Annotated in this window: 19 protein-coding genes; 12 read left to right on the top strand and 7 right to left on the bottom strand. The window is 61.8% G+C overall.

Going from position 1 to position 21240, the window contains the following annotated elements:
* Positions 1–133 precede the first annotated feature (133 nt).
* On the bottom strand, positions 134–1603 hold the full coding sequence (gene gatA, locus F561_RS0100410; RefSeq protein ID WP_019007958.1) for an Asp-tRNA(Asn)/Glu-tRNA(Gln) amidotransferase subunit GatA: 1470 nt from the start codon (positions 1601–1603) through the stop codon (positions 134–136).
* Positions 1604–2140: 537 nt separating this feature from the next.
* Between gatA and F561_RS0100420 the strand changes: the two genes are divergently transcribed.
* The 4 genes from F561_RS0100420 (at position 2141) to F561_RS0100435 (ending at position 6712) form a co-directional block, all read left to right on the top strand.
* A complete protein-coding gene (locus tag F561_RS0100420; protein ID WP_019007959.1) occupies positions 2141–3400 on the top strand; it encodes an ABC transporter substrate-binding protein in 1260 nt (419 codons plus the stop codon).
* A 236-nt stretch (positions 3401–3636) separates the two neighbouring features.
* Positions 3637–4569 carry a carbohydrate ABC transporter permease gene (locus F561_RS0100425; protein WP_019007960.1) on the top strand — a complete coding sequence of 311 codons (933 nt, stop codon included), beginning with the start codon at positions 3637–3639 and terminating at the stop codon, positions 4567–4569.
* 15 nt (positions 4570–4584) lie between these two features.
* Positions 4585–5436 carry a carbohydrate ABC transporter permease gene (locus F561_RS0100430; protein ID WP_019007961.1) on the top strand — a complete coding sequence of 284 codons (852 nt, stop codon included), beginning with the start codon at positions 4585–4587 and terminating at the stop codon, positions 5434–5436.
* 154 nt (positions 5437–5590) lie between these two features.
* A complete protein-coding gene (locus tag F561_RS0100435) occupies positions 5591–6712 on the top strand; it encodes a hypothetical protein (RefSeq protein ID WP_019007962.1) in 1122 nt (373 codons plus the stop codon).
* Between the two features lie 19 nt (positions 6713–6731).
* On the opposite strand, the gene trpC is transcribed toward F561_RS0100435, so the two are convergent.
* Positions 6732–7544, bottom strand: a complete 813-nt coding sequence (gene trpC / locus F561_RS0100440; RefSeq protein ID WP_019007963.1) for an indole-3-glycerol phosphate synthase TrpC — start codon at positions 7542–7544, stop codon at positions 6732–6734.
* 106 nt (positions 7545–7650) lie between these two features.
* Here trpC and hpt point away from each other — a divergent pair, with 106 nt between their 5' ends.
* From hpt to F561_RS30265, 5 genes are all read left to right on the top strand, one after another.
* The gene (hpt, locus tag F561_RS0100445) at positions 7651–8178 is read left to right on the top strand and encodes a hypoxanthine phosphoribosyltransferase (protein ID WP_019007964.1); all 528 of its coding nucleotides are present in this window, start codon (positions 7651–7653) and stop codon (positions 8176–8178) included.
* Positions 8179–8296: 118 nt separating this feature from the next.
* Complete coding sequence (gene arsB, locus F561_RS0100450; RefSeq protein ID WP_019007965.1) at positions 8297–9571, top strand: arsenical efflux pump membrane protein ArsB; 1275 nt, start codon at positions 8297–8299, stop codon at positions 9569–9571.
* A 33-nt stretch (positions 9572–9604) separates the two neighbouring features.
* Positions 9605–10066, top strand: coding sequence for a GNAT family N-acetyltransferase (locus F561_RS0100455; RefSeq protein WP_040379416.1), 462 nt, complete (start codon positions 9605–9607; stop codon positions 10064–10066).
* A gap of 223 nt (positions 10067–10289) precedes the next feature.
* A complete protein-coding gene (gene leuS, locus F561_RS0100460) occupies positions 10290–12746 on the top strand; it encodes a leucine--tRNA ligase (RefSeq protein WP_019007967.1) in 2457 nt (818 codons plus the stop codon).
* 363 nt (positions 12747–13109) lie between these two features.
* Positions 13110–13232 carry a hypothetical protein gene (locus tag F561_RS30265; RefSeq protein WP_019007968.1) on the top strand — a complete coding sequence of 41 codons (123 nt, stop codon included), beginning with the start codon at positions 13110–13112 and terminating at the stop codon, positions 13230–13232.
* A gap of 80 nt (positions 13233–13312) precedes the next feature.
* Here the strand turns inward: F561_RS30265 and F561_RS0100470 are convergent, their stop codons facing one another.
* Positions 13313–13567 (bottom strand): hypothetical protein, encoded by a 255-nt coding sequence (locus F561_RS0100470; protein ID WP_019007969.1) that lies wholly within the window; start codon positions 13565–13567, stop codon positions 13313–13315.
* Positions 13568–13604: 37 nt separating this feature from the next.
* Complete coding sequence (locus tag F561_RS0100475; protein ID WP_083922242.1) at positions 13605–14630, bottom strand: alpha/beta fold hydrolase; 1026 nt, start codon at positions 14628–14630, stop codon at positions 13605–13607.
* Between the two features lie 159 nt (positions 14631–14789).
* Between F561_RS0100475 and F561_RS0100480 the strand changes: the two genes are divergently transcribed.
* On the top strand, positions 14790–15062 hold the full coding sequence (locus F561_RS0100480; protein WP_157451427.1) for a hypothetical protein: 273 nt from the start codon (positions 14790–14792) through the stop codon (positions 15060–15062).
* Between the two features lie 62 nt (positions 15063–15124).
* On the opposite strand, the gene F561_RS0100485 is transcribed toward F561_RS0100480, so the two are convergent.
* Positions 15125–15544: a hypothetical protein gene (locus F561_RS0100485; protein WP_019007972.1), complete on the bottom strand. Its 420-nt coding sequence runs from the start codon at positions 15542–15544 to the stop codon at positions 15125–15127.
* A gap of 176 nt (positions 15545–15720) precedes the next feature.
* Here F561_RS0100485 and F561_RS0100490 point away from each other — a divergent pair, with 176 nt between their 5' ends.
* On the top strand, positions 15721–16950 hold the full coding sequence (locus tag F561_RS0100490; RefSeq protein ID WP_019007973.1) for a lipid-A-disaccharide synthase-related protein: 1230 nt from the start codon (positions 15721–15723) through the stop codon (positions 16948–16950).
* Between the two features lie 96 nt (positions 16951–17046).
* On the opposite strand, the gene F561_RS0100495 is transcribed toward F561_RS0100490, so the two are convergent.
* Positions 17047–17742: a response regulator gene (locus F561_RS0100495; RefSeq protein ID WP_019007974.1), complete on the bottom strand. Its 696-nt coding sequence runs from the start codon at positions 17740–17742 to the stop codon at positions 17047–17049.
* A gap of 366 nt (positions 17743–18108) precedes the next feature.
* Entirely contained in the window at positions 18109–19863 is a 1755-nt protein-coding gene (locus F561_RS0100505) for an ABC transporter substrate-binding protein (protein ID WP_019007976.1), read from the bottom strand.
* A gap of 414 nt (positions 19864–20277) precedes the next feature.
* Here F561_RS0100505 and hslO point away from each other — a divergent pair, with 414 nt between their 5' ends.
* The gene (gene hslO, locus F561_RS0100510; RefSeq protein ID WP_019007977.1) at positions 20278–21189 is read left to right on the top strand and encodes an Hsp33 family molecular chaperone HslO; all 912 of its coding nucleotides are present in this window, start codon (positions 20278–20280) and stop codon (positions 21187–21189) included.
* Positions 21190–21240: the final 51 nt, after the last annotated feature.

Here is a 21240-nt window from a genome sequence, read left to right on the forward strand (position 1 = left end):
GGCGCAGGTGGGCAGAAGCGCTCAGACTTTTCGGTTTTGAACTTTGGCAACAGACCTAAAAACTAATTTCACACGCTCCACGCTCCTTTTGCCCTTCCCACTGACCACTCACCACTCACAGCGTGCAGCGCCCTCAATACCCCGCTGGCCCTTCCATCTGCACCGCTCCCACACCTTCCAGACCCCCGGCCAGCGTCAGCAGCACTTCATCCTTCAGGGTGGGCGCGATGAACTGAATGCCGATGGGCAGGCGTACGCCGTCCACGGTTTCAAATCCGGCAGGCACGCTGAGGGCAGGCAACCCGGCCAGATTGATCGCCACGGTATCCACATCGGCGGCGTACATGGCAAGGGGGTCGCTGGATTTCTCGCCGCGCCGGAAGGCCGGAAAAGGGCTGGTGGGCGTGACCAGCACATCGAAGTCGGCAAAGGCTCGGGCAAAATCCTGTGCGATCAATCCACGGACTTTCATGGCCTTGGAATAATAGGCGTCGTAATAGCCGCTGCTGAGGGCGTAGGTGCCGATCAGAATGCGGCGCTGCACCTCACGCCCGAAGCCGTGTTCGCGGGTCAGGGTCATGCTGGTGTTGACGTCTGCACCGGGGGTATCTCGATCACCGTAGGTCATGCCGTCATAGCGGGCAAGGTTGCTGCTGGCTTCGGGCATGGCGATCAGGTAATACGCGGCAATAGCGTGCCGTACGCTGGCAACGCTGACTTCCTGCACGCTGGCTCCGGCTCCGCGCATGGCGTCCAGGGTGGCGTTCAGGGTGGCTTCTACGCCCGCCGTATTGCCCTCCAGACTCTCGCGGATCACGCCCACGCGCAGGCCGCGCAGGTCGTCGGGCGTTCCGGCGGCAAACTGCGGCGGGGCTTGCAGGCTGGTGGCATCGCTGGGATCGTGTCCGGCGATCACGTTCATGATCAGGGCGAGGTCGGCGGCGTTGCGGGCAAACGGCCCGATCTGATCGAGGCTGCTGGCATAGGCCACCAATCCGTAACGGCTGACGCGCCCGTAGGTGGGTTTCAGGCCGTACACCCCCGTAAAGGCGGCGGGTTGGCGCACGCTGCCGCCGGTATCGCTGCCCAAACTGATGGGTGTGAGCTGGGCCGCCACGGCCACCGCGCTTCCGCCGCTGCTGCCCCCCGGCACGCGGGCCGTATCCCAGGGGTTGAGGGTAGGGCCACTGGCGCTGGATTCGGTGGAACTGCCCATCGCGAATTCGTCCATGTTGGCCTTGCCCACGATGACGGCCCCAGCCTGCATCAGGCGGCGGGCAACGGTGGCGTCGTAGGGGCTGGTGTAGTGGGCCAGAATCCGGCTGCCGCAGGTCGTCCGGGTGCCGCGCACGTTGATGTTGTCCTTCACGATGATGGGCACGCCCGCCAGCGGCAACATTTCGCCCGCCTGCACCCGCGCCTGTACGGCATCGGCCTGCTGAGCTGCGCCCTCATTCAGGCTGATCAGGGCGTTCAGATGTTGGGCGGCCTCTATACGTGTCAGCGAGTCGGACAACAGGGCTTGTGGGGTCGTTTCCTGCACCGAGACGGCACGCGCCAGATCAGTAGCAGAAGGCAGAGAAGAATTCACGGGAACTGACATCACGCCAGTGTAACGGGGGACTTGCGGCGAGGAGAGCAGAAGACCAGATCAGGGCCAGCGGCAAGGTGGGAGCCGCAGACCGGACAACATCTAGACCGCTCAAACGGATTCCGTATTCGGTCTCTCCTCTACCCTCCCGGGCCTCCAAGATTCTGCTGACTCCGATGGACCGGCCCAACCCTGTTGAGGTCTCCTGTGGCCTCTAAGACACTGAACAGCCGCCGCAGGTCAGCTTTCGCACGTTTTAGCCAATCATCCTGGAAGACACCAAAGTCAATCGAAAACATCACATACCCTCCTGTAATCGGTTACAAATGAGTGCTGCATGTATCCAAGAGACAGAGAGTTGACCGCCGTGTCACAGCTCAAGCAGCACACTAACGATTGTTTTCTAACTTCCGATTCTTAAGACAACATTGACACACCCGATTCAACGGTGTAGCCTTCACGTACCAACTTTTAGACTTTCGTGGAACCGCTTCCGAAACGGGGCGGGGCTGCACGCCGGTGCAGTTTTAAAGCCACCAAGGGGGATGCATGAAGAAAGTAATCGCCATCATCGGTCTTACGGCTGCTATCGCAGCGAACTCTCAAGCCGCAGCAGTCACGGTTACGCTGGCCTGTGGTGCTGTGGGTCAGGAACTCGAACTGTGCAAGGCTGGCGCTGATCGCTGGGCCGCCAAGACGGGCAACTCTGTCAAAATCTTTGAAAGCCCCAACCTCACCAATGACCGTCTGGGCCTGTACCAGCAGCAATTGGCCGCCAAGAGCAGCGACATTGACGTGTATCAGCTCGACGTGGTGTGGCCCGGCCTGCTGGCCCAGCACTTCGTTGACCTGAAGGGCAAAGTGCCTGCCGCCGAAGTCAACGCTCACTTCAAAGGCATCGTCGCGGCCAACACCGTCAACGGCAAACTGGTGGCTATGCCCTGGTTTACCGACGCGGGCCTGCTGTACTACCGCACCGACCTGATGACCAAATACGGCTACAAGACTGCTCCCAAGACCTGGGCTGAGCTGGCCGCAATGGCCAAGAAGATCCAGACGGGCGAGCAGAAGACCAACAAGTCCTTTGCTGGCTACGTGTGGCAGGGCAAGAACTACGAAGGCCTCACCTGTGACGCGCTGGAATGGGTTGTCTCCTTCGGCGGCGGCACCATCGTCGACGACAAGGGCGCGATCACCATCAACAACGCCAAGGCTGCTGCCGCGCTCGACGCTGCCGCAAGCTGGGTCAAGAACATCAGCCCCGCTGGTGTGACGACCTACGGCGAAGAAGAAGCACGCGGTATCTTCCAGTCGGGCAACGCCGCATTTATGCGCAACTGGCCCTACGCCTGGGCACTCGGCCAGGGCGACGACAGCAAGGTCAAGGGTAAGATCGGCGTCGCTCCTCTGCCCAGCGGCGGCGCAGGCAACGCAGCCACGCTCGGCGGCTGGCAGCTCGGCGTCAGCACCTACTCCAAGAACCAGGCCGCCGCGATTTCGCTGGTGCGCTACCTCGCCGGACCCGACGAGCAGAAAATCCGCGCCATCGAAGGTGCTTACAACCCCACCATTCAGGCCCTCTACAAAGACTCCGCCGTCCTGAAGGCCAACCCCTTCTTCGGGAGCCTGCTGAACGTGTTCACGAGCGCCGTGGCCCGTCCTTCCGGCCCCACCAAGAGCAAGTACAACCAGGTTTCTCAGGCGTTCAGCACTGCTGTCAGCGACGTGTTGAACGGCAAGAGCAAGGGCGCAGCCGCCGTTGCCAAGCTCTCCACCGACCTCGCCCGCATCAAGGGTCGTGGCTGGTAATCCTTAACCGCACTCTTTTCTGAGCTTGCGGGGAGGACGTCCACAGACCGGGCGTCCTCTTTTCATTTCAAGTCTTTATTTATGTCGAATTTTTCTCATGACGCGGGACTCCTGCTAGGCGCACGCTGGACATTCAAAGCCGCTCGACAACCTCGCGTCAGCCTCTTCACACCGCCGCCGCACGGCCACTATTGCGGCCACCATCCTGCCTTACCGGGCGGAACAGGGGGACATCCATGACGACCAATGCCACACCCAAAATTGCCGCTCCCGTCAGACGCCGGGGCATCGAGGCGGCCCGCGCCCGGCAAGCCGTGTTGCTGCTGCTGCCCACGCTGATTGCCATTGCACTTGTCGCTGGCTACCCGCTGTACCGCACTATTTTCTTCTCGATGTTCGAGGCCAACCTGACCAACCCGGATCAGCGCACCTTCCTCGGCTTTGGCAATTTTTGGTTCACCACTTCCGACGGCATTGCGTTGGGCTTCCTGCAAGATCCGAAGTGGTGGGGCGCAGTCAAGAACACGATGTTGTTCACGGTGGTATCGGTCTTTTTAGAAACTGTATTCGGCATGATCATTGCCATGGTCGTCAACAGCGCCTTCAAAGGCCGCGCCTTTTTGCGTACGGCCATGCTGGTGCCCTGGGCCATTCCTACGGTGGTCAGCGCCCAGATGTGGGCCTATATGTACAACGACTCCTTTGGTCTGATCGGACGCGGACTGCTGGGCGGGCAGGCGCTACTTGCCAACACCGACAGCGCGATCTGGGCCTTGATCGCAGTAGATGTGTGGAAGACCACCTCATTTATGGCGCTCCTGATTCTGGCGGGTCTGCAGAGCCTTCCCACCGACATGTACGAAGCCGCCGACATGGACGGCGCGACCAAGTGGACGCAGTTCTGGCGGATGACCTTGCCTCTGCTCCGGCCCGCGCTGCTGGTGGCCCTCGTGTTCCGCAGCCTCGACGCCCTGCGCGTATTCGACATCATGTCGGTGATGCTGGGCAACGTGAACGCCGCCAGCACCTCTATGACGGGGTACGCACGTCAGGCGCTGATCGATAACCAACTGCTTGGCATGGGCAGCGCCGTCAGTATCGCCGTGTTCGTGATCATCATGGTCATCGTGGTGATTTACGTAACCGCCTTCCGCGTGAAGTTCGACTAAAGGAGGCTGACAGACATGGTTCTCAAACGCACCAACCCCACGCTCTACTACCTTCAGCGCACCGGTTTTTACCTGCTGGTCATCGTCATTACCCTCTACCTGCTGGTGCCGTTCTTCTGGGCTGTCCTGACCAGCTTCCGTAAATCGGGCGACCTGTTTCTGCCTCCTGCCCAGTTTATCGGCGCGGCCAGCACCTTCGGTAATTACATCGACGTTTTTGCCAACCCCAACTTCCAGAAAGGTCTCCTGTTCAGCCTGCTCGTGGCTGTCGGTTCGGTGGTCATCAGTCTGATTTTCGGCAGCTTTGCCGCCTACGCGCTGGGCCGCTTCAAGTTCCGGTTCAAATCAGGGGTGCTGTACGTCATCCTGGCCGTCAGCGTGTTTCCGCAGATCGCCGTATTGGGCGGCCTGTACACGCTGATCAGCAACCTGAGTCTGTATAACAGCCCGCTCGGTCTGATCCTCAGCTACCTGATTTTCACCATTCCCTTCACAGTCTGGGTGCTGACCAGCTTTGTGCGCGACATTCCCGGTGAACTGGAAGAAGCCGCGCTCGTGGACGGCGCTTCGCCCCTGCAAACGCTGTTTCAGGTGCTGTTTCCGGTCATGATGCCTGCCCTGGTCACCACCGGCCTGCTGGCCTTCATCAATGCCTGGAACGAGTACCTGTTTGCGCTGACCTTTACCAGCACCAACCGCACCGTGCCTGTGGTGATCGCCAACTACTCTGGGGCCACGCAATTCGACCAGCCCTGGGGACAGATCATGGCCGCCAGCATCGTGGTGACCGTGCCGCTGATCATTCTGGTCTTGGTCTTCCAACGCAACATCGTCTCGGGCCTGACTGCCGGAGCCGTCAAAGGCTGAAGCCCCCTTCTCTCCTCCACTCTCTTGCAGCCGCTTCCTTGTTGGAGGCGGCTTTTTCGTGCGTGACACGCAGAGGTCTCTTTTATTGGCCCAGTTGACACGCCGTCATACAATTGACCTTCACCCCCACTGCCATTCCCGCTAGGCTGACTGCATGACCGACCCGCCCTCTGCTGTTCCACGCCGGGTTCAGACCGGGCGGTGGGTGTCGGCGGTGTTGGCTCTGGCGTTGTTGGCCTTCAGTCCCACCGTGGCGTTTTATGCCCAGCACCTGTTGGGCGGCCAAGCACAGCAGGCGGCCCCTCTGCCAGCGGCGCGGGTGGGCACGCTGTCGGCAGAGGTGGTGCAGAGTTACGCCCTGACCACGCCCAGTTTTCAGCGGGCTTTGGCGGATGTGCGCGTCAGCGAGCGACGCCGCCTGAATCTGGCTCAGGCGCAGTATCAGACCTATTTGCAGGCCAGACAGACCCTTGGCCGTGCGCGGGCCAGTGCCGTGATGCGGCTGCTGGACACCGAAATCCGCAACCAGAACCCGGCCCTCAGCCGCCGCAGCGTGTTCGGCAGTCCCGAGGCCGCGCTGAACAACGTGCAGAGCTGGCTGGCATTTCTGGCCTGGGCCGCCGAGACCCGCCCCGGTGACCGTGCGCTGGCGCGGCAAGCTCCGGTGCCGATTGCACCACAGATTGTACGGACCAATCGGCAGAATCTGTTGCGGGCAGCCAATGCCCTGCACCTTACGCCCGGCGGTCTGGCTGCCATTCTGGACAACGAGCAGGCAGGTGCACGCAGCGGCCTGGGCCTCTCGGGGTGGCTACGAACCTTCACTGACACTGTGGCGCTGCGGGCCACCGAAGCCTACGGCAGCAGCGGAGCCACAGGCCGCCTGTCGCGCACAGTCGGACTGACCCAGATGAGCTGGGAAGACGCGGTCGGACAGGCCGAGCGGCTGCGGTCGCTGAAAGTCACGCTCAACGGCCCCTATCCTACCGACGAAGCGCAGGCCAGAGCTGCCCTCAACTCGCCCTACGATCATTTCCTGCTCAGCGCGTCACGGTTGCGCGGGTACCTGCTGGCGAGCCTTCCCACCAAACCTGAACCGGATACCGACCCCCTCAGTCCAGCTATTCAGGCCTACCTGACCGATGCCTGGGCCAATTTTCTCGGCCCGGCCTGGCACAACAACCCGGCCCTTGCCAGCAGCGGGCAAACGTGGCCCTACGCCTGGAATGCTTTTTTCAAGGCCTGCCTGTATGAACAGCGGCTGTTTTCAAAGTGAAGTCCAGACGCGGTGGAGTTTAGACGCTCAGCAGTTCCCGCGTGGCCTGCGCCAGGTCTGCGCTTCCAGCAAGGCTGCTGCCCACCAGCACGGCGTCGGCCAGCCCACGAACCACGCTCAGGTCGGCGGGAGTGCGGTAGCCCGATTCGGCCACCAACAGGCCCGTAAATCCGGCGGCACGGGCGCGGGCGATCAGGCGCGGGCTGACGGCCAGATCGATGTGCAGCGTGGTCAGGTCACGGTTATTGACGCCGATGATTTCGGCTCCGGCCTGCACCGCGATATCCAACTCACGTTCGTCGTGGACTTCAACAAGGGCGTCCAGGCCCAGATGGTGCGCCATCTGCAAATACTCGCCCACCGCCTCGCCCAGCACGCTGACCATCAGGAGGGCGGCAGACGCGCCCCAGTCAGCGGCCTCCCGCAGCATGGCGGGATGCACCACGAAATCTTTGCGGAGAACCGGCAGCGCAATCGAGGCGACAACGGCGTGCAGGGCTTCCGGGTTGCCGTCGAAGTGGCGCGGCTCGGTCAGGACACTGATGGCCGCCGCGCCGCCCGCCTGATAGGCCAAGGCCGCCTGTGCCGGGTCAAGCGGGGCGATGGCTCCCTGACTGGGGCTGGCCCGCTTGACCTCGGCAATCAGAGACAGGCCTGCTGCCCTCAGCGCAGTTTCAAAACGGTGGGAGCGGGGACGGGCTGCGCCCAGGCTGGCGTCTGCGCCCGCATAATCGGCCACCCGTTCGGCCACAATGCGCCCCAGCACCCCCGGAACCCTGCTGAAATCCAGCTCTGCCGTGTTGCTCACCGTTTCCACACTGCCTTGCACCATAAACCGAAGTATAGGGGCCGGGGCAGGCGCACCGGAGGGCTGTCCTAGCCAGAGTTGCGCTTCATCAGCCCCATGTCACGGGCAGGCGTGTTAGGTTATGAGGCATATGAGCCTCGCCCCCGGCAACGGCCCCGTGCAAATCACGCAGGAGCAACTCCAAGCCCGCATTCACGAACTCGCCCAGCGGATTCGGGACGATTACGCCGGACGCGACCCCCACCTGATCTGCGTTCTGAACGGCGCATTCATGTTCCATACCGACCTGGTGCGGGCGCTGAACGTGCCCTGTACCATCGATTTCTTGCAGGCCAGCAGTTACGGCAACGAAAAACAGAGCAGCGGCGAGGTCAAACTGGTCAAGGATCTGCAGTTTCCGATCAGTGACCGCGACGTGATTCTGGTCGAAGACATCGTGGACACGGGTATCACCATGAGCTACCTACTGCACTACCTGCAGGGGCGCGGCCCCGCCAGCCTGAAGGTCGCCGCCCTGCTGAGTAAACCCAGCCGCCGTAAAGTGGAAGTGCCCGTGGAATATCTGGGCTTCACCATTCCCGACGCTTTCGTCTACGGATATGGCCTGGACCGCAGCCAGTACGACCGGAATCTGCCTTTTATTACCAGTCAGGATTGAAGCGCCTGTAAATGGTCAGTGGTCAGTAGTGAGTGGGAAAAGATGAAGGTCTCGCAGATAAGTCTTCCCACCCGACCGCTCACTACGGTCAGGCTCTCACTGACCTTCCGCTAATCCCATGCTTGCCGTTCTGATCGTCCTTGCCACCGTCGCCCTCGTGGTTTGGCGGCCCCTCGGCATCGGCGCTGCGCGGGCAGCCAGCCTGGGTGCGGTGGCGGCGCTGCTGGCAGGCGTGGTGCAGCTTGCTGACCTGCCCGTACTATGGTCGGCCACCTGGAATGCCACGCTGACGCTGGTTTCGCTGATTGCCCTCAGTTTGCTGCTGGATGCAGCGGGCTTTTTTCGTTGGGCCGCGCTGCATGTATTGCGTTGGGGTGGCGGCAGCGGGCGGCGTCTGCTCGTGCTGCTGACCCTCTTCAGCGCAGTCGTGGCGGCCCTGTTTGCCAACGATGGCGGCGTACTGATCCTGACCCCGATTGTGCTGGAAGTGGCCCTGCTGCTGGGCGTCAACCGGGCGGGCACGCTGGCTTTTGCGCTGGCTGTGGGCTTTGTGGTGGACGCGGCCAGTTTGCCCCTGCCCTTCAGCAACCTCACCAATATCATTGCCGCCGACGCTTTTGGCATTGGCTTTGCCGATTATCTGCGGGTGATGCTGCCCGTGAATGCCGCCGTGGTGCTGGCCTGCGTGGGCGTGCTGCTGCTGGTGTATGGGCGCACCGTACCGCGCCGCTATGATCTGTCGGGGCTGCCTGCTCCGGCCAGTGCGGTGGTGTCCTGGGGGGTATTCCGGGCCGGGTGGGTGGCGCTGCCGGTGCTGCTGGCCGGAGCAATTCTTGCCGAACAATGGCACATTCCGCTATGTGTGGTGGTGGGCGCGTGTGCGCTGGGGGTGTGGTTGGTGGCAGGCCAGAGCCGTAACGTAGGCAGCCGCGCCGTGCTGCGGGCCGCACCGTGGAATGTGGTGGCCTTTAGCCTGGCGATGTACACGGTGGTTTATGGGCTGCGCGGTGCAGGGATCACGGACGCTTATGGCGCGTGGCTGGCGGGCGCGGCGGTACACGGCACTCTGCCCGCCGTCCTCGCCAGCGGCCTGAGCGTGGCGGGCCTCAGCGCGGGGCTGAACAACCTGCCTGCCCTCCTGACCGCCATCTTGGGCATTCAGGACGGCGGCGTTTCTGGCCCCGCCCGCGAAGCCCTGGCTTACGGCGCGGTGGTCGGCGCGAATATCGGCCCCAAGCTGACGCCGATTGGCAGCCTCGCCACGCTGCTGTGGCTGCATGTGCTGGCTGGCCGGGGCATAAAAGTCAGTTGGGCCGAATACCTGCGGGCGGGCCTGATCCTGACGCCGCCTGTGTTACTGGTGGGCCTGCTGGCGCTGTGGCTGGTGCTGTAGGGAGTGTGGGAAGTGAAAGGTAAGGTGTGGGAAATGACTCCGCTGATTCGCCCCTTTGCCCCTGCCGATGCCGCCGCTTGCTTGGCCCTCTTCGATTCCAATATGCCCGAGTTCTTCCTGCCCTTTGAGCGGATAGATTTTGAGGCGTATCTGCTTGATCCCGGCGCGTACTGGGTCGTTGAGCAGCAGAGCCAATTGGTGGCATGTGGCGGCGTGTGGCAAGACTCCAGCAGGCCGGAGCGTCCGGCGGGGCTGGCATGGGGCATGGTGCGGCGCGACCTGCACCGAACTGGCTTAGGCTCCTTGTTGCTGCGCCACCGTCTGGACGCTCTGCGGGATATGGGATCAGCCCAGTGCTGGATAGATACCAGCCAACACAGCGCCCCCTTTTTTGCCCGCCACGGCTTTCAGGAAATAAGCCGCACGCCGGACGGCTACGGGCCGGGGCTGGATGAGGTGGTGATGGTGAAAAAGCTGGAAGTGGTGAGTGGGTAGTGGTCAGTGGGAAGGTCAAGAGCAAGAGCGGAGTTGCACGGCGACCCTTCGACCCTAACCCTGCCCGCGCCAATTCCGCTACACTGGTTCCATGATCCGCTCTGCGCTTACCTGCCGGGGACGGCGCGACTAGCCCAGGCTTGTGCGCGTGTCCCCGGTCTGTGTTTGGCCGGGGCTTTTCTTTGCCCCAACCCCATCTCATTCCTTACAGGAGAATTTGCCCATGACCGACATCAAAGAACCCCGCGCCGAGCGGTACAATCCGCACGCCATCGAAGGCAAATGGCAAGACCAGTGGGCCGCCGACGGCCTGTACACCTTCCGCGAAGATGCCAGCAAAACCAAGTATTACGCGCTGACCATGTTCCCCTACCCCAGCGGCAACCTGCACATCGGGCACTGGTACGCCAACGTTGCGCCCGACGCCCGCGCCCGCTGGATGCGGATGCGCGGCTACAACGTGCTGTTTCCGATGGGATTTGATGCCTTTGGCCTGCCCGCCGAAAACGCCGCCATCAAGAACAATGTGAACCCGGCCAAATGGACGCGGGAAAACATTGCCTACATGATCGGGCAGTTTGGACGGATGGGCACAATGATCGACTGGAGCCGCAGTTTTGCCACCTGTGACCCGGAATATTACCGCTGGAACCAGTGGTTTTTTACCGAATTCTTCCGGAGGGGGCTGGCCTACAAAAAAGATGGTCTGGTGAACTGGTGCCCCAAAGACCAGACCGTGCTGGCAAACGAACAGGTCGTGAACGGCCACTGCGAGCGCTGCGGCACCGCCGTCGAGCGCCGCAAGCTGAGCCAGTGGTATCTGAAAATCACCGACTACGCCGATGAACTGCTGGATTTTGGTGACACCGACATGCCCGAGCGCGTGCGCCTGATGCAGACCAACTGGATCGGCAAATCGGTGGGTGCGGAGATCACCTTCGACACGCCTGCTGGCCCGGAAACCGTGTTCACGACCCGCCCGGATACCCTGATGGGCGCAACCTTTCTGGTGCTGGCCCCCGAACACAGCAAGGTGGCCGCACTGACCACGCCTGAGCAGGCCGATACCGTACGGGCCTATCTGGAAGCCGCCGGACGCAAAACAGACGTGGAGCGCCAGCAGGACAGCGGCGAAAAAACGGGCGTATTTACGGGCAGCTACGCCACGCATCCCGTCAGCGGCCATCAGGTGCCGATCTGGGTGGCTGACTACGTGCTGGTCACTTACGGCACGGGTTCGATCATGGCCGTGCCCGCACACGACGAGCGCGATTTTGCCTTTGCCCGCAAATTTGGGCTGGAAATTCGGGAAGTTATTCGGCCCGAAGGCGAGGAGGGCATGGGCGAGAACCCGCAGGCTTCCTACAACGGAGAGGGCCTGATCGTGAACAGCGGCGAATTTGACGGCTTACGCGGCGGCAAAGCCAGCATCGCCCAGATTATTGCCCGGTTGGATGAGCACGGCGTCGCCAAGGCCAAAACTACCTTCCGCCTGCGCGACTGGCTGGTTTCGCGCCAACGCTACTGGGGCACGCCCATTCCGATCGTGTACTGCGCCGAACACGGTGCCCAGCCCGTCCCCGCCGATCAGTTGCCCGTAAAATTGCCCGATGACGTGGAATTTACGCCCAACGGACAAAGCCCGCTGAAGCTGAACCGCGAGTGGGTGCAGACCACCTGCCCCGTGTGCGGCGGCCCCGCCGAGCGCGACACCGACACGATGGATACTTTTGTGGACAGCAGTTGGTACATGTACCGCTTCCTGTCGCCCCGCGACGACCAGCACCCGTTTGACCCGGCGGAAGCTGGCAAACTGCCCGTCGATCTGTACACCGGCGGCATCGAACATGCCATTCTGCACCTGCTGTACAGCCGATTCTGGACGAAGGCCATGCGCGATATGGGCCTGACCGAGCAGAACGAACCCTTCAAATGGCTGCGAAATCAGGGCATGATCCTGGGGCCGGACGGCGACAAGATGAGCAAGTCTCGCGGGAATGTGGTCGACCCCGACGATCTGGTGCGCGAGTACGGAGCCGATACCGTGCGGGCCTACCTGCTGTCGATTGCGCCGTGGGAAGACGGCGGGCCGTGGGATCCCACCGGGATTCAGGGGCCAGCGCGTTGGCTGTCGCGGGTGTGGCGCCTGTACTTTGATGAGGAGGTCAGTGGGCCAGCCAAGACCATGACTGAGGCCGAGTTGCGCTACGCCACCCATTCGGCCCTGAAGCGCGTGTCAGACGACTTCGAGCGCCTGAACTTCAACACCATCTTCGCGACCCTGAATATCCTGACCGACGCGCTGGCCGATGCCAAACGCAGCCCGGTACGCGGCACGCCCGCCTATGCAGAAGCGCTGGACATTCTGAACCTGATGCTGGCCCCGGTGGTGCCGCACGTAGCTGAAGAAGTCTGGCATGAGCGCGGCAACGCAGGCAGCATCCACACCCAGAGCTGGCCGCAGGTAGACGAGGCCGCCGCCACCCGCGACACCGTGACCCTGGGCGTGCAGGTCAGCGGCAAGGTACGCGGCGAAGTCACCATTTCCAAAACGGCGACTCAGGCCGAGGCAATGGCCGCTGCTCAGGCTCTGCCTGACGTGCAGAAATACACAGAGGGCAAAACGGTGGTCAAAGAAGTGTATGTGCCGGGCCGAATCATCAATATCGTGGTGAAATAAACAAATAGGCAGTTCTCTCAAGTCAGGCTCATTCCCATTCCCCAGTGCAGGCTGGCGAATGGGATTTTTTGTCGGGCAGTTACTTCACAGCTTCTCTTCAACTCACCTGGTTATGGGGAGGGCGTGACAGACTCGGAGCCTTACAAAGCAGGACAACCTTACCCGCACAACTCTGCTCTTGCCCAGTGTGCATGAGCCAGGTGCTGTTGCCGATCACCCACCTGAACGTAAGACCCTTGTCAGTTCTTCATACCTATGATGAAAACAGTTCCAAGCAACCGCTATCAGCGCAAGAGCAATCTGCAAAGCCATGGCAGTAGGCCCGCTGTCCTTCATTCATTCCCGCCTGACAGGAGTTTCCCGATGAGCTACGTTCTAAAAGTCCTTTACGCCGTGTTCGTCGTGCCTGTCTTCGCCTTGTTGGTCGTGTGTTCGGCCATGAGCGGGCGCATCAGCCGCCGCGAGATGGAAGCCGAAGCGATCTGATCCAGAGTTTTCCAGAAGACGTGGCAAGCCAACAAAGACCCCCCAGACCAGGGGGGTTGTTCAGTTCTGAAAGGCAGGTTTCAGGATGACTGGGTTGGCTGACGGGCCTTCCACTCCACGAGGGCCACTCTTCCCGCATCGCTGATTTCAAACATGCCGCCGCCAACGAGGAAGCCCGCATCTTCCAGTACCAGCACATCTGCTACGGCGATGTCCTGCTCGGCAAAACGCAGGTAGAGCAGCACGCACACGTCATCTCTGTGATAACCCAGCGCCCCGCCTGCCAGCTCTTCGAGAATCCAGAGTTGTGAGGGAGTGAGATCAGAGAGGGGCATCACACCGGGTCAGAGCAGACTGGTGCCATGCCGAGCATCACGGGTTGGCCCGCCAGAAGGCATCCAGAGTGACCTTGACGTCCAGCATTTTTTCCCAGTGGGGCAGGCCGTCGGTGTCTGCGATCCTGACCGCACTTTTACCGGGCAGGGCGGCAAAGTCGGGCAGGCGGGCAAAGTTGACGAAGGCGTCCTGGTCGTACATCACGACAGTAGGAATGGTCAGTTTGCTGTACAGGTCCGTATAGGCATCAGGGGTAAACAGTTGGCCGCTGATGAAATAGATGGGCGCGTACTTGGCTCCGGGCTGGCGACTGGTGTCTACCGCGTAATTGATCAGGCCCACATTCACGGGGCCGCGGAACGACGGGTTCAGGAACAGTTCGATGACCGGGCGGGTTCGCAGGAGGGCAAACAGGGGGGTTCCGAAACGGCTCAGGGTGCCGTAAAGCCGCTGGCCGCCGTCGTCGGCATTGGCCTCCTGCGTGCCGCCGCGTGGAGTGCCGAGGCCACTGGGACTCAGCAGGGCAAGGCTGCGGATTCGGGGGTCTTGCAGGGCGGCGCGGGCGGCAAATTCGCTGCCGAGGCTCATGGAGGCCACGTCTACATCGGTACCGAGTTGGGCCACCAATGAAAGCAGGGCGCGGGTCATCAGGTCGCGGGTGTAAACCACGTCTGGGCGGGCACTGCTGCCGAAACCGGGCCATTCGAGGGCATACACGGGCCGCGTGCCTGCGTATGCATCCCACAGGGGTTTCATCTCATAGGCGCTGGCCGCAGCATTCACCGAATGGGTGAGGATCAGGGGACGCCCCGCGCCGCGTGGATCGGCGTACACGTTGACCGTGCCGAAGCCGGACAGCTCGAAGCTGTACCGCTGCCCACCCAGTGCGGGACGCAAGGTGCTGACAGTGGGGACACCGATACTGGGAGCCGAAACCGTGACCGTGGTCTGAACTTGAAGCTGTGGGGTGGCTGGCTGGGTGGAATCACCCGTCTGGGCGAAACTGGACGATCCAAACGACAGGGCAAGCGCGGTAGTCAGTATTCTTAGACCGGAGTTCATGACCATATGGTCTGGTCTTGGCCCGTCAATCAAATGTAACTTAGACTGCTATGGTCTTTGGTTGATGATCTCTGGTAACTGCTCAGCCAGAGGCTTGGACTTGGGGGAGCAGATAGAGTAAAGATATGTCCTACGATGCCTGCCCAAAGTGTAAAGAACATGGGTGATCTCGAAAAAGACCTTTCCCCGACGCAGAAACTGAGCCCACAAGAGGCTGCAGATAGACTTGCGACCCGACTCGAAAAATACCGTTCTCTGACTCAGGGAGTGAGCCCAGAAGAGGCTGCGGATAAACTCGCGACCCAAGGTGTGTTCATTGGGGAGATCGTCTACACCATATTTAAACTGTTCAAACTTCCTCTGAGCGAGGCGAAGGGAATAGGAGAAATTGCTTGTCGAGCAGCTAAGGATAGGAAATCTGTTGGTGATTAACCGTCACATCTGTAGTCTTTGTGCTGAGTAGTCACGATCTCTGGTCCTATACGCGATCAGTATCAGTTGAGCTGACTTGTAGTCCCTAAACTCTGGTTGGCGTAGGTGGCGGCCACATCGCGCAGCAGTTGGCGGGCCAGCGCGATCAGATCTTCTTCTGAAGTGCGCTCCAACTGGAATGTACCGCCTGCGCCGTATTCACCCTGAAATGTCCCTTCTACGCGCCTGACCCGTACCAGCACTTCACACAGGCCCAGCCGGAGCCAAGCCGCCACCCAGCCACCGGGCGGAGCCGGACGCAGGCGGTTGGCAGGATCGGGCGTGAAGTCCAGCGTGACGTTGTTGAGGGGCAATCCTGGCCCACTGGCCGTTCTGAGGGCGTGGTACAACGCATTGATAAACGCCTCGCACGCCCGCTGTTCGGCCTGCCGCGCATCTGCATGGCGGCGAATAGCGGCTTGTAGTGCGTCGAAGTCGCTCATACAGGAGTGCTCATCGGGCGTGACTCATCTCTGGCCGTATTCCTACCATGTTTGGCTTCGGCCTGTGCTCTGCTGAAAATAAAAGAAAAGGCCGGATGAAAGGAGCGGCCCCAGGTATCTCAGCCCCATGTATATCCCACGTCCACGCAGATCTCAGACCCAGTATCCTGCGCGGCGTGACTGCTGCCGCCGCTGGCCTGCCCCCCTCCCCTGCCCTTCTGTCTGGCGTCAAGCCCGCCCTCCTGATCTCCAACGGCACGGCAGAAGACCTGATCGGAGCGCAGTTGGCCCGCCTGCTGCGCGTGCCCGTGCGCTACTCGCCGCTGGTCGGAGAAGGCCATGCTTATGGCCGGGTGCCGGGAGCCGTACAGGTGGGCCGGGTGCTGCGGCTCCCCAGCGGCGGCTTTCCTTTCGGCAGCCTTGAAAATCTAAAAGGAGATTTGGCGGCGGGGTTGGTGGGCGAGTCGCTGGGGCAGTGGCAGGACGCCGTGAGGGGGGCACGCGGCGCGGGTGTGGTGGTCGTGGTGGGCGACGCCTACGCCCTGATGGTGGGTACTCTGGCGGCGCGGCGGGCCAGCAGGGCGCTGATTCATGTACAGCCGCTGCTGAGTGCCCTGTACCTGGAGGGCCTGAGCCTGCGCGGGGCCATGCAGGAACTGAATGCGCTGGGAGCCAATCTGCCCATGCCCTACGAGCTGAGGCTGGCGGCGGGGGCCAGGGTCGTGTATGTGCGGGACGCCCCCACCGCCAACTACTACGCGGCGCGGGGCGTGGCGGCACGCTGGGCAGGCAGTTTTGCGATGGATGTGCTGGCCGCCCCAGAGCGCGACCTGAGCCGCTGGACGCAGGGCAAGCCCATACTGGCCCTGATTCCCGGCTCCCGCGAGGATCACCGCCAGAGCCTGCCGCTGATGCTGCTGGCCGCCGCCCGTCTGCCCGAACTGACCCCACTGGTGGCCTGGCCGCACGGCTGGGACGCCGTGACCCTGCCCACAGGCTGGACGCTGGAGATTCAGAGCGAAACGGAGGCTGTTGCAGACAGCGGCGGCGTGCGGGTGCCCTTGCTACGCGGCGCATTCGGGGCCGTGGCCCACGCCGCAGACCTCGCCATTGGCACGGCAGGCACGGCCAACGAGCAACTGGCCGGACTGGGGAAGCCCGTGGTGGCCTTTGCCACATCTGGCCCGCAGTTCACCACCGGCTTTGCGAGGCGGCAGGGACGCCTTTTGGGTGAGGCTCTGAGTGTGGTGGAGGCCGACGCCGACGCGCTGGCCGCCGAAGTCAGGGCACTGCGAAATGATGGCCCCCGACGCGCCCGCGCCGCACTGGCAGGCATGACGCGAATTGGGCCAGCCGGAGCGCTGGGAGTGGTGGCCGAAGAAGTGCATAGGGCGGCGGGAGTGTAGAACGTGGATCGTAGAAACAGCCACACCCACGATCCACGCTCTTCCCTCAAGCGCCTTTCCCACTCACCACTGACCACTCCCCACTCACCGTTTTCTCTATCCGATCTGTTTGGGATCGATCCAGCCCCGCTTGATGCCAAACAACACCGCTTCTGTGCGGCTGCCCACGCCCAGCTTGGAAAAAATATTGGCAAGGTGAACCTGCACCGTGCGCGGGCTGATGTCCAGATCACGGGCAATTTCTTTGTTGGTGCGGCCCGTGGCGGCCACCAGCAGCACTTCCAGTTCACGCGGGCTGAGGGCGTCCTCGGGCGGCGTTGGCGTGGTCTGGGCGCTGAAGCGTTCCAGCACCTTGCGGGCCACGCTGGGGTGTAGGGCGCTTTCGCCTGCCGCCACCGCACGCACCGCGCCCAGCAGGTCGTCCTCACTGGCATTTTTCAGCAGGTAGCCCGCCGCGCCCGCTTCCAGCAGGGCAAACACGTAGGCGTCATCGTCATAGCTGGTCAGCACCAGCACGCCCACACCGGGCATAAAAGCTTTGATGGCGCGGGTGGCCTCGATGCCGTTCATACCGGGCATGGACACGTCCATCAGAATCACGTCGGGGCGCAGGGCGCGGGCCTTTACGATGGCGTCCTCGCCGCTGTCGGCCTCGCCCACCACGCGCAGGTCGGCTTCGGTTTCCAGCAGCTCCCGCGTGCCCTTCCGCACCACCGGATGATCGTCTACGAGCAGCAACGTGATGGCGCGGGGCATATCGGTGTCGGGTTCACGGGGATCTGCATCAAGCATAGGCGCAGAATACGCGGCTCAGCAGGGAGAGATGGGCCGTACGCCTTGGGCTATGCGCCATGAATGCGGCGGCCTAAGTATGTCCTTGCAGCCGTTTCGGAACTTTGCAAACAGCGCTCCATCCCTCCACTCTCGCCAGGACGTACTCCTGTCCTTTCTCGCTCTGCTCGGAAACCCTCAAGGGTATCAAGAAGCTACTTAGAGAAGATGCGCTCAAATCTGGGCGTTTGGGAGAAGCTGCCGCTTTTGCCCGGCCCTCTCAAGACTTCCCTGTTGCCCAATCAAAACCGCCGTCCCATCAAGGAACGGCGGCGCTGAGTGAATCTGAATCTGAACGGGGCTGACGAGGTTCAACCCTGAGCGGCTTCAGCCTTTGCTGAGCGCCTTCCAGAGCGTCCCCGTGCGGAACGCCAGCATCGGGTTGAACGCGTCGTTGCTGACGCCCTTGAGGGTATCGCGGTAGGCCAGAATGCCCGGATTGCTGGGCAGCAACACGTAGTAAGCCTGATCTGCGGCGCGGCGGGCAATATCGCTGTACAGCTTGTTGCGGCGCTCGGTATCGGTGATGCTGCGGGCCTCGTTGATCCACGTATCAAGCTGCGTGTCCTTGAGGTTCAGGCGGGGCTGATAGTAGCCGTCGCTGCTGTAGAAGGTATGCACGTAGTTGTCGGGGTCGGCATAATCGGGTGCCCATCCGGTCACGATCATCAGTTCTTTGCCCGCGTTGCCGTCTCTCAGAATATCCGACCACTGCTTGGCAACGATGTTCATGCGGAACTTGGGATTCAGAGACTCGATGTTCTGCTTCAGCAGTTCCATGCCCGTCTGAGCCGTCACGCTTCCGGCGCGGTAGGTGGCGTTCAGCGTGAAGCCGTTCTTCCAGACCTCACCGTTCCAGGCTTTCTGGAAGGCGGCGCGGGCAGCGTCCAGGTCGAACTTGGGCGCGGCCAGATTCTTATCGTAGCCGGGGAAGGTATCGGGCAGGAGGAAGTTACGGGCCTCGCCCTTCCCTGCCTGCACTTCCTTGATGTACTGCGGCACGTTGAACGCAGCCACGAAGCCCCGGCGTACATCCACGTCGCTGAAGAAGTTGGCCGGAATACCCTGACCGTCCAGTTTTCCACTGCCGATCTTGGTGGCATCTTTCATGTTCTGGTTCATAGAGAACCCGAATGCGCCCGTATCTGGCAGGTTGTCCAGAATGGCGATACCAGGCTTGCCCTTCAGTTGCTCCTCGATGATGGGGCGGCCACCCGTTTCCACGATGTCGGCGTCACCCTTCTCGAAGGCCTGGAGGCGGGCGGCCTGCTCAGGCACGAGCTGAATGATTACGTTCTTGATCCGGGCCTTGTCGCCCCAGTAATCGTCGAAGGCGGTAGCACTCAGAGAGGTGGCCGTTTTTTCATTCAGGCGGTAGGCACCCGTGCCGCTGGGGTCCTTGGCAAGCGGACTGCCCATCAGGTCTTTGCCCACGGCGGCCTTCCAGGTGGCCTCGGTGCCGTCCCATTCGCCAATTTCTCTGGCATGGGCACTATCTACGATGCCCTGGCCGGTATAGGCCAGTTTCGCCAGGAACGCTGGGTCGGCCTTGGGAAGGGTGAAGACCAGCGTTTCCCCGTCGCACTTCACGGCATCGGTAATACGCTGCCAAGTGATGGACTGATCGTCGTTGGCGTTCGCGCCCGTTCCGAGCAAGCTTTCGGACAGGAACCAGTTGCCGCTCTCACCCGTGTTGGTCACCAGATTTCGGCGAAAGGTGTATTCGGCGTCGGCACACTTGAATTCATTGCCGGCATGAAACTTGACGCCTTCGCGCAGGGTGAAACGGTACTCGCGCCCGTCGTTGCCCTCGGTCCACTCGGTTGCCAGCAGAGGCGTCAGTTCGGTCAGGCTGTTACCTTTGTAGGTCAGCAGCGTTTCGTACAGGTTTTCCACGACCTGACCGCTGCCCGTGTCATACGAAGTGCCGGGATCGAGGGTAGGAATATCAGCAGATTCCTGAATAACGAGGGTACTGCCCGCCCCCGTATTGCCCTGCTTGTTACAGGCGGCGAGGCTGAGGGCCAGGGTGGCGAGCGCGACGGCGCTGAGGACTTTTTTGGGACTCTGAGATAGGTTCATGGTTCTCCTTGGGCGGAACGTGGCCGTATCCGAAGACGAGCAAATACGGCACCAGAGCGGCAGATTAGAGAGAAGACATGAGTGACCCTTGGGAAAAACATCAAGGCCAGCCCCTTTGCAAGTCAGATAGAGACCGACAGGCTCACCAGCACATTGGACTTGATGTAAAAAGACTCAAGAAAAGGCCCTAGCAGATGCTTGAGAGCGACTCATGCCGCCTAGAGTCAGTCTTTACCCAGCCACCGAGATTGATCAGGACGAAGGGTTGACCAGTCCAGAAGCCGGGGCGGCATTTTGGAAACTCGGCTCAAATTCTCAGGATAGCTGCCTCTGATGAACACACTCAGTGAGCGCCTCCCGATGAATGCAAGTCGTCCCACATCAGCCTTGAGTGCCTTCATGTAAGATTCCCTGATGATTTCCAGCCAAAATTCTGACTCTTATGTGTTGCGCGGTACTGCGGCAGGTGGCACGCTGCGTTTTGTGGGCATCGATGCGACCCGAATCGTAGAAGATGCTCGCCTGCGCCACGGCCTCAGTAAAACTGCGACGGCGGCGCTTGGGCGCACTCTGGCGGCTTCTGCGCTGCTGGCGGTGGTGCTGGGCAAAAAGACCGACAGCCGCGTGACCCTGCGTCTGGAGGGCGGCGGCCCGGTGGGATGGATCGTGGCCGAGGGCAGCACCGACGGCAGCGTGCGCGGCTATGTGCGCCAGCCGGGGGCCGACCTGCCCCTGCGTGAGAGCGACGGCAAGCTGGACGTGAGCGGCATCGTGGGAAAAGAAGGCGAACTGGCCGTGACCCGTCTGCTGGACAACGGTGAGCCGTACACAGGCAGCGTAGACCTCGTCAGCGGCGAGATTGCCGAGGACGTGAGCATGTATCTGGGCGTTTCGGAGCAGATTCCGAACGCGGTGCTGCTGGGCGTCTACGAGGAAGGTGGCCGGGTGGCCCACGCGGGCGGTCTGCTGGTTCAGGCCATGCCGGGCGTGACCGATGAAACGCTGGGCAAGCTGGAAGCCAACATCCGCAGCATGGGCCAGATCACCGACAACCTTCGCCGGGGCAGCCTGATGGAAACCATGCACCGCGCCGCCGAGGGGCTGGAATTACTGCTGGCCGCCGAAGCCCAGTCGGCCCGCTTTCAATGCCGCTGCTCCCGCGAGAAGGCCAGCGACAGCCTGAAATTCTTTGATGCGCAGGAGCGGCAGGACATGATGGACGCGGGCGGTCAGGAGATCGTGTGCCACTGGTGCGGCGAGCATTACCAGATCAGCCCCGAAGAAATCGCCGCGCTGGAAGCGGCCCCGGAACGGGCCAAAGCGTAAGCCCTGACGCGCTGGGAAGTGGGCTGTGGGAAAGGCGGAGATGTCTAGAGG

Origin of the sequence: Deinococcus aquatilis DSM 23025, assembly GCF_000378445.1 — a bacterium.
In the GTDB taxonomy this organism is placed as follows: domain Bacteria; phylum Deinococcota; class Deinococci; order Deinococcales; family Deinococcaceae; genus Deinococcus; species Deinococcus aquatilis.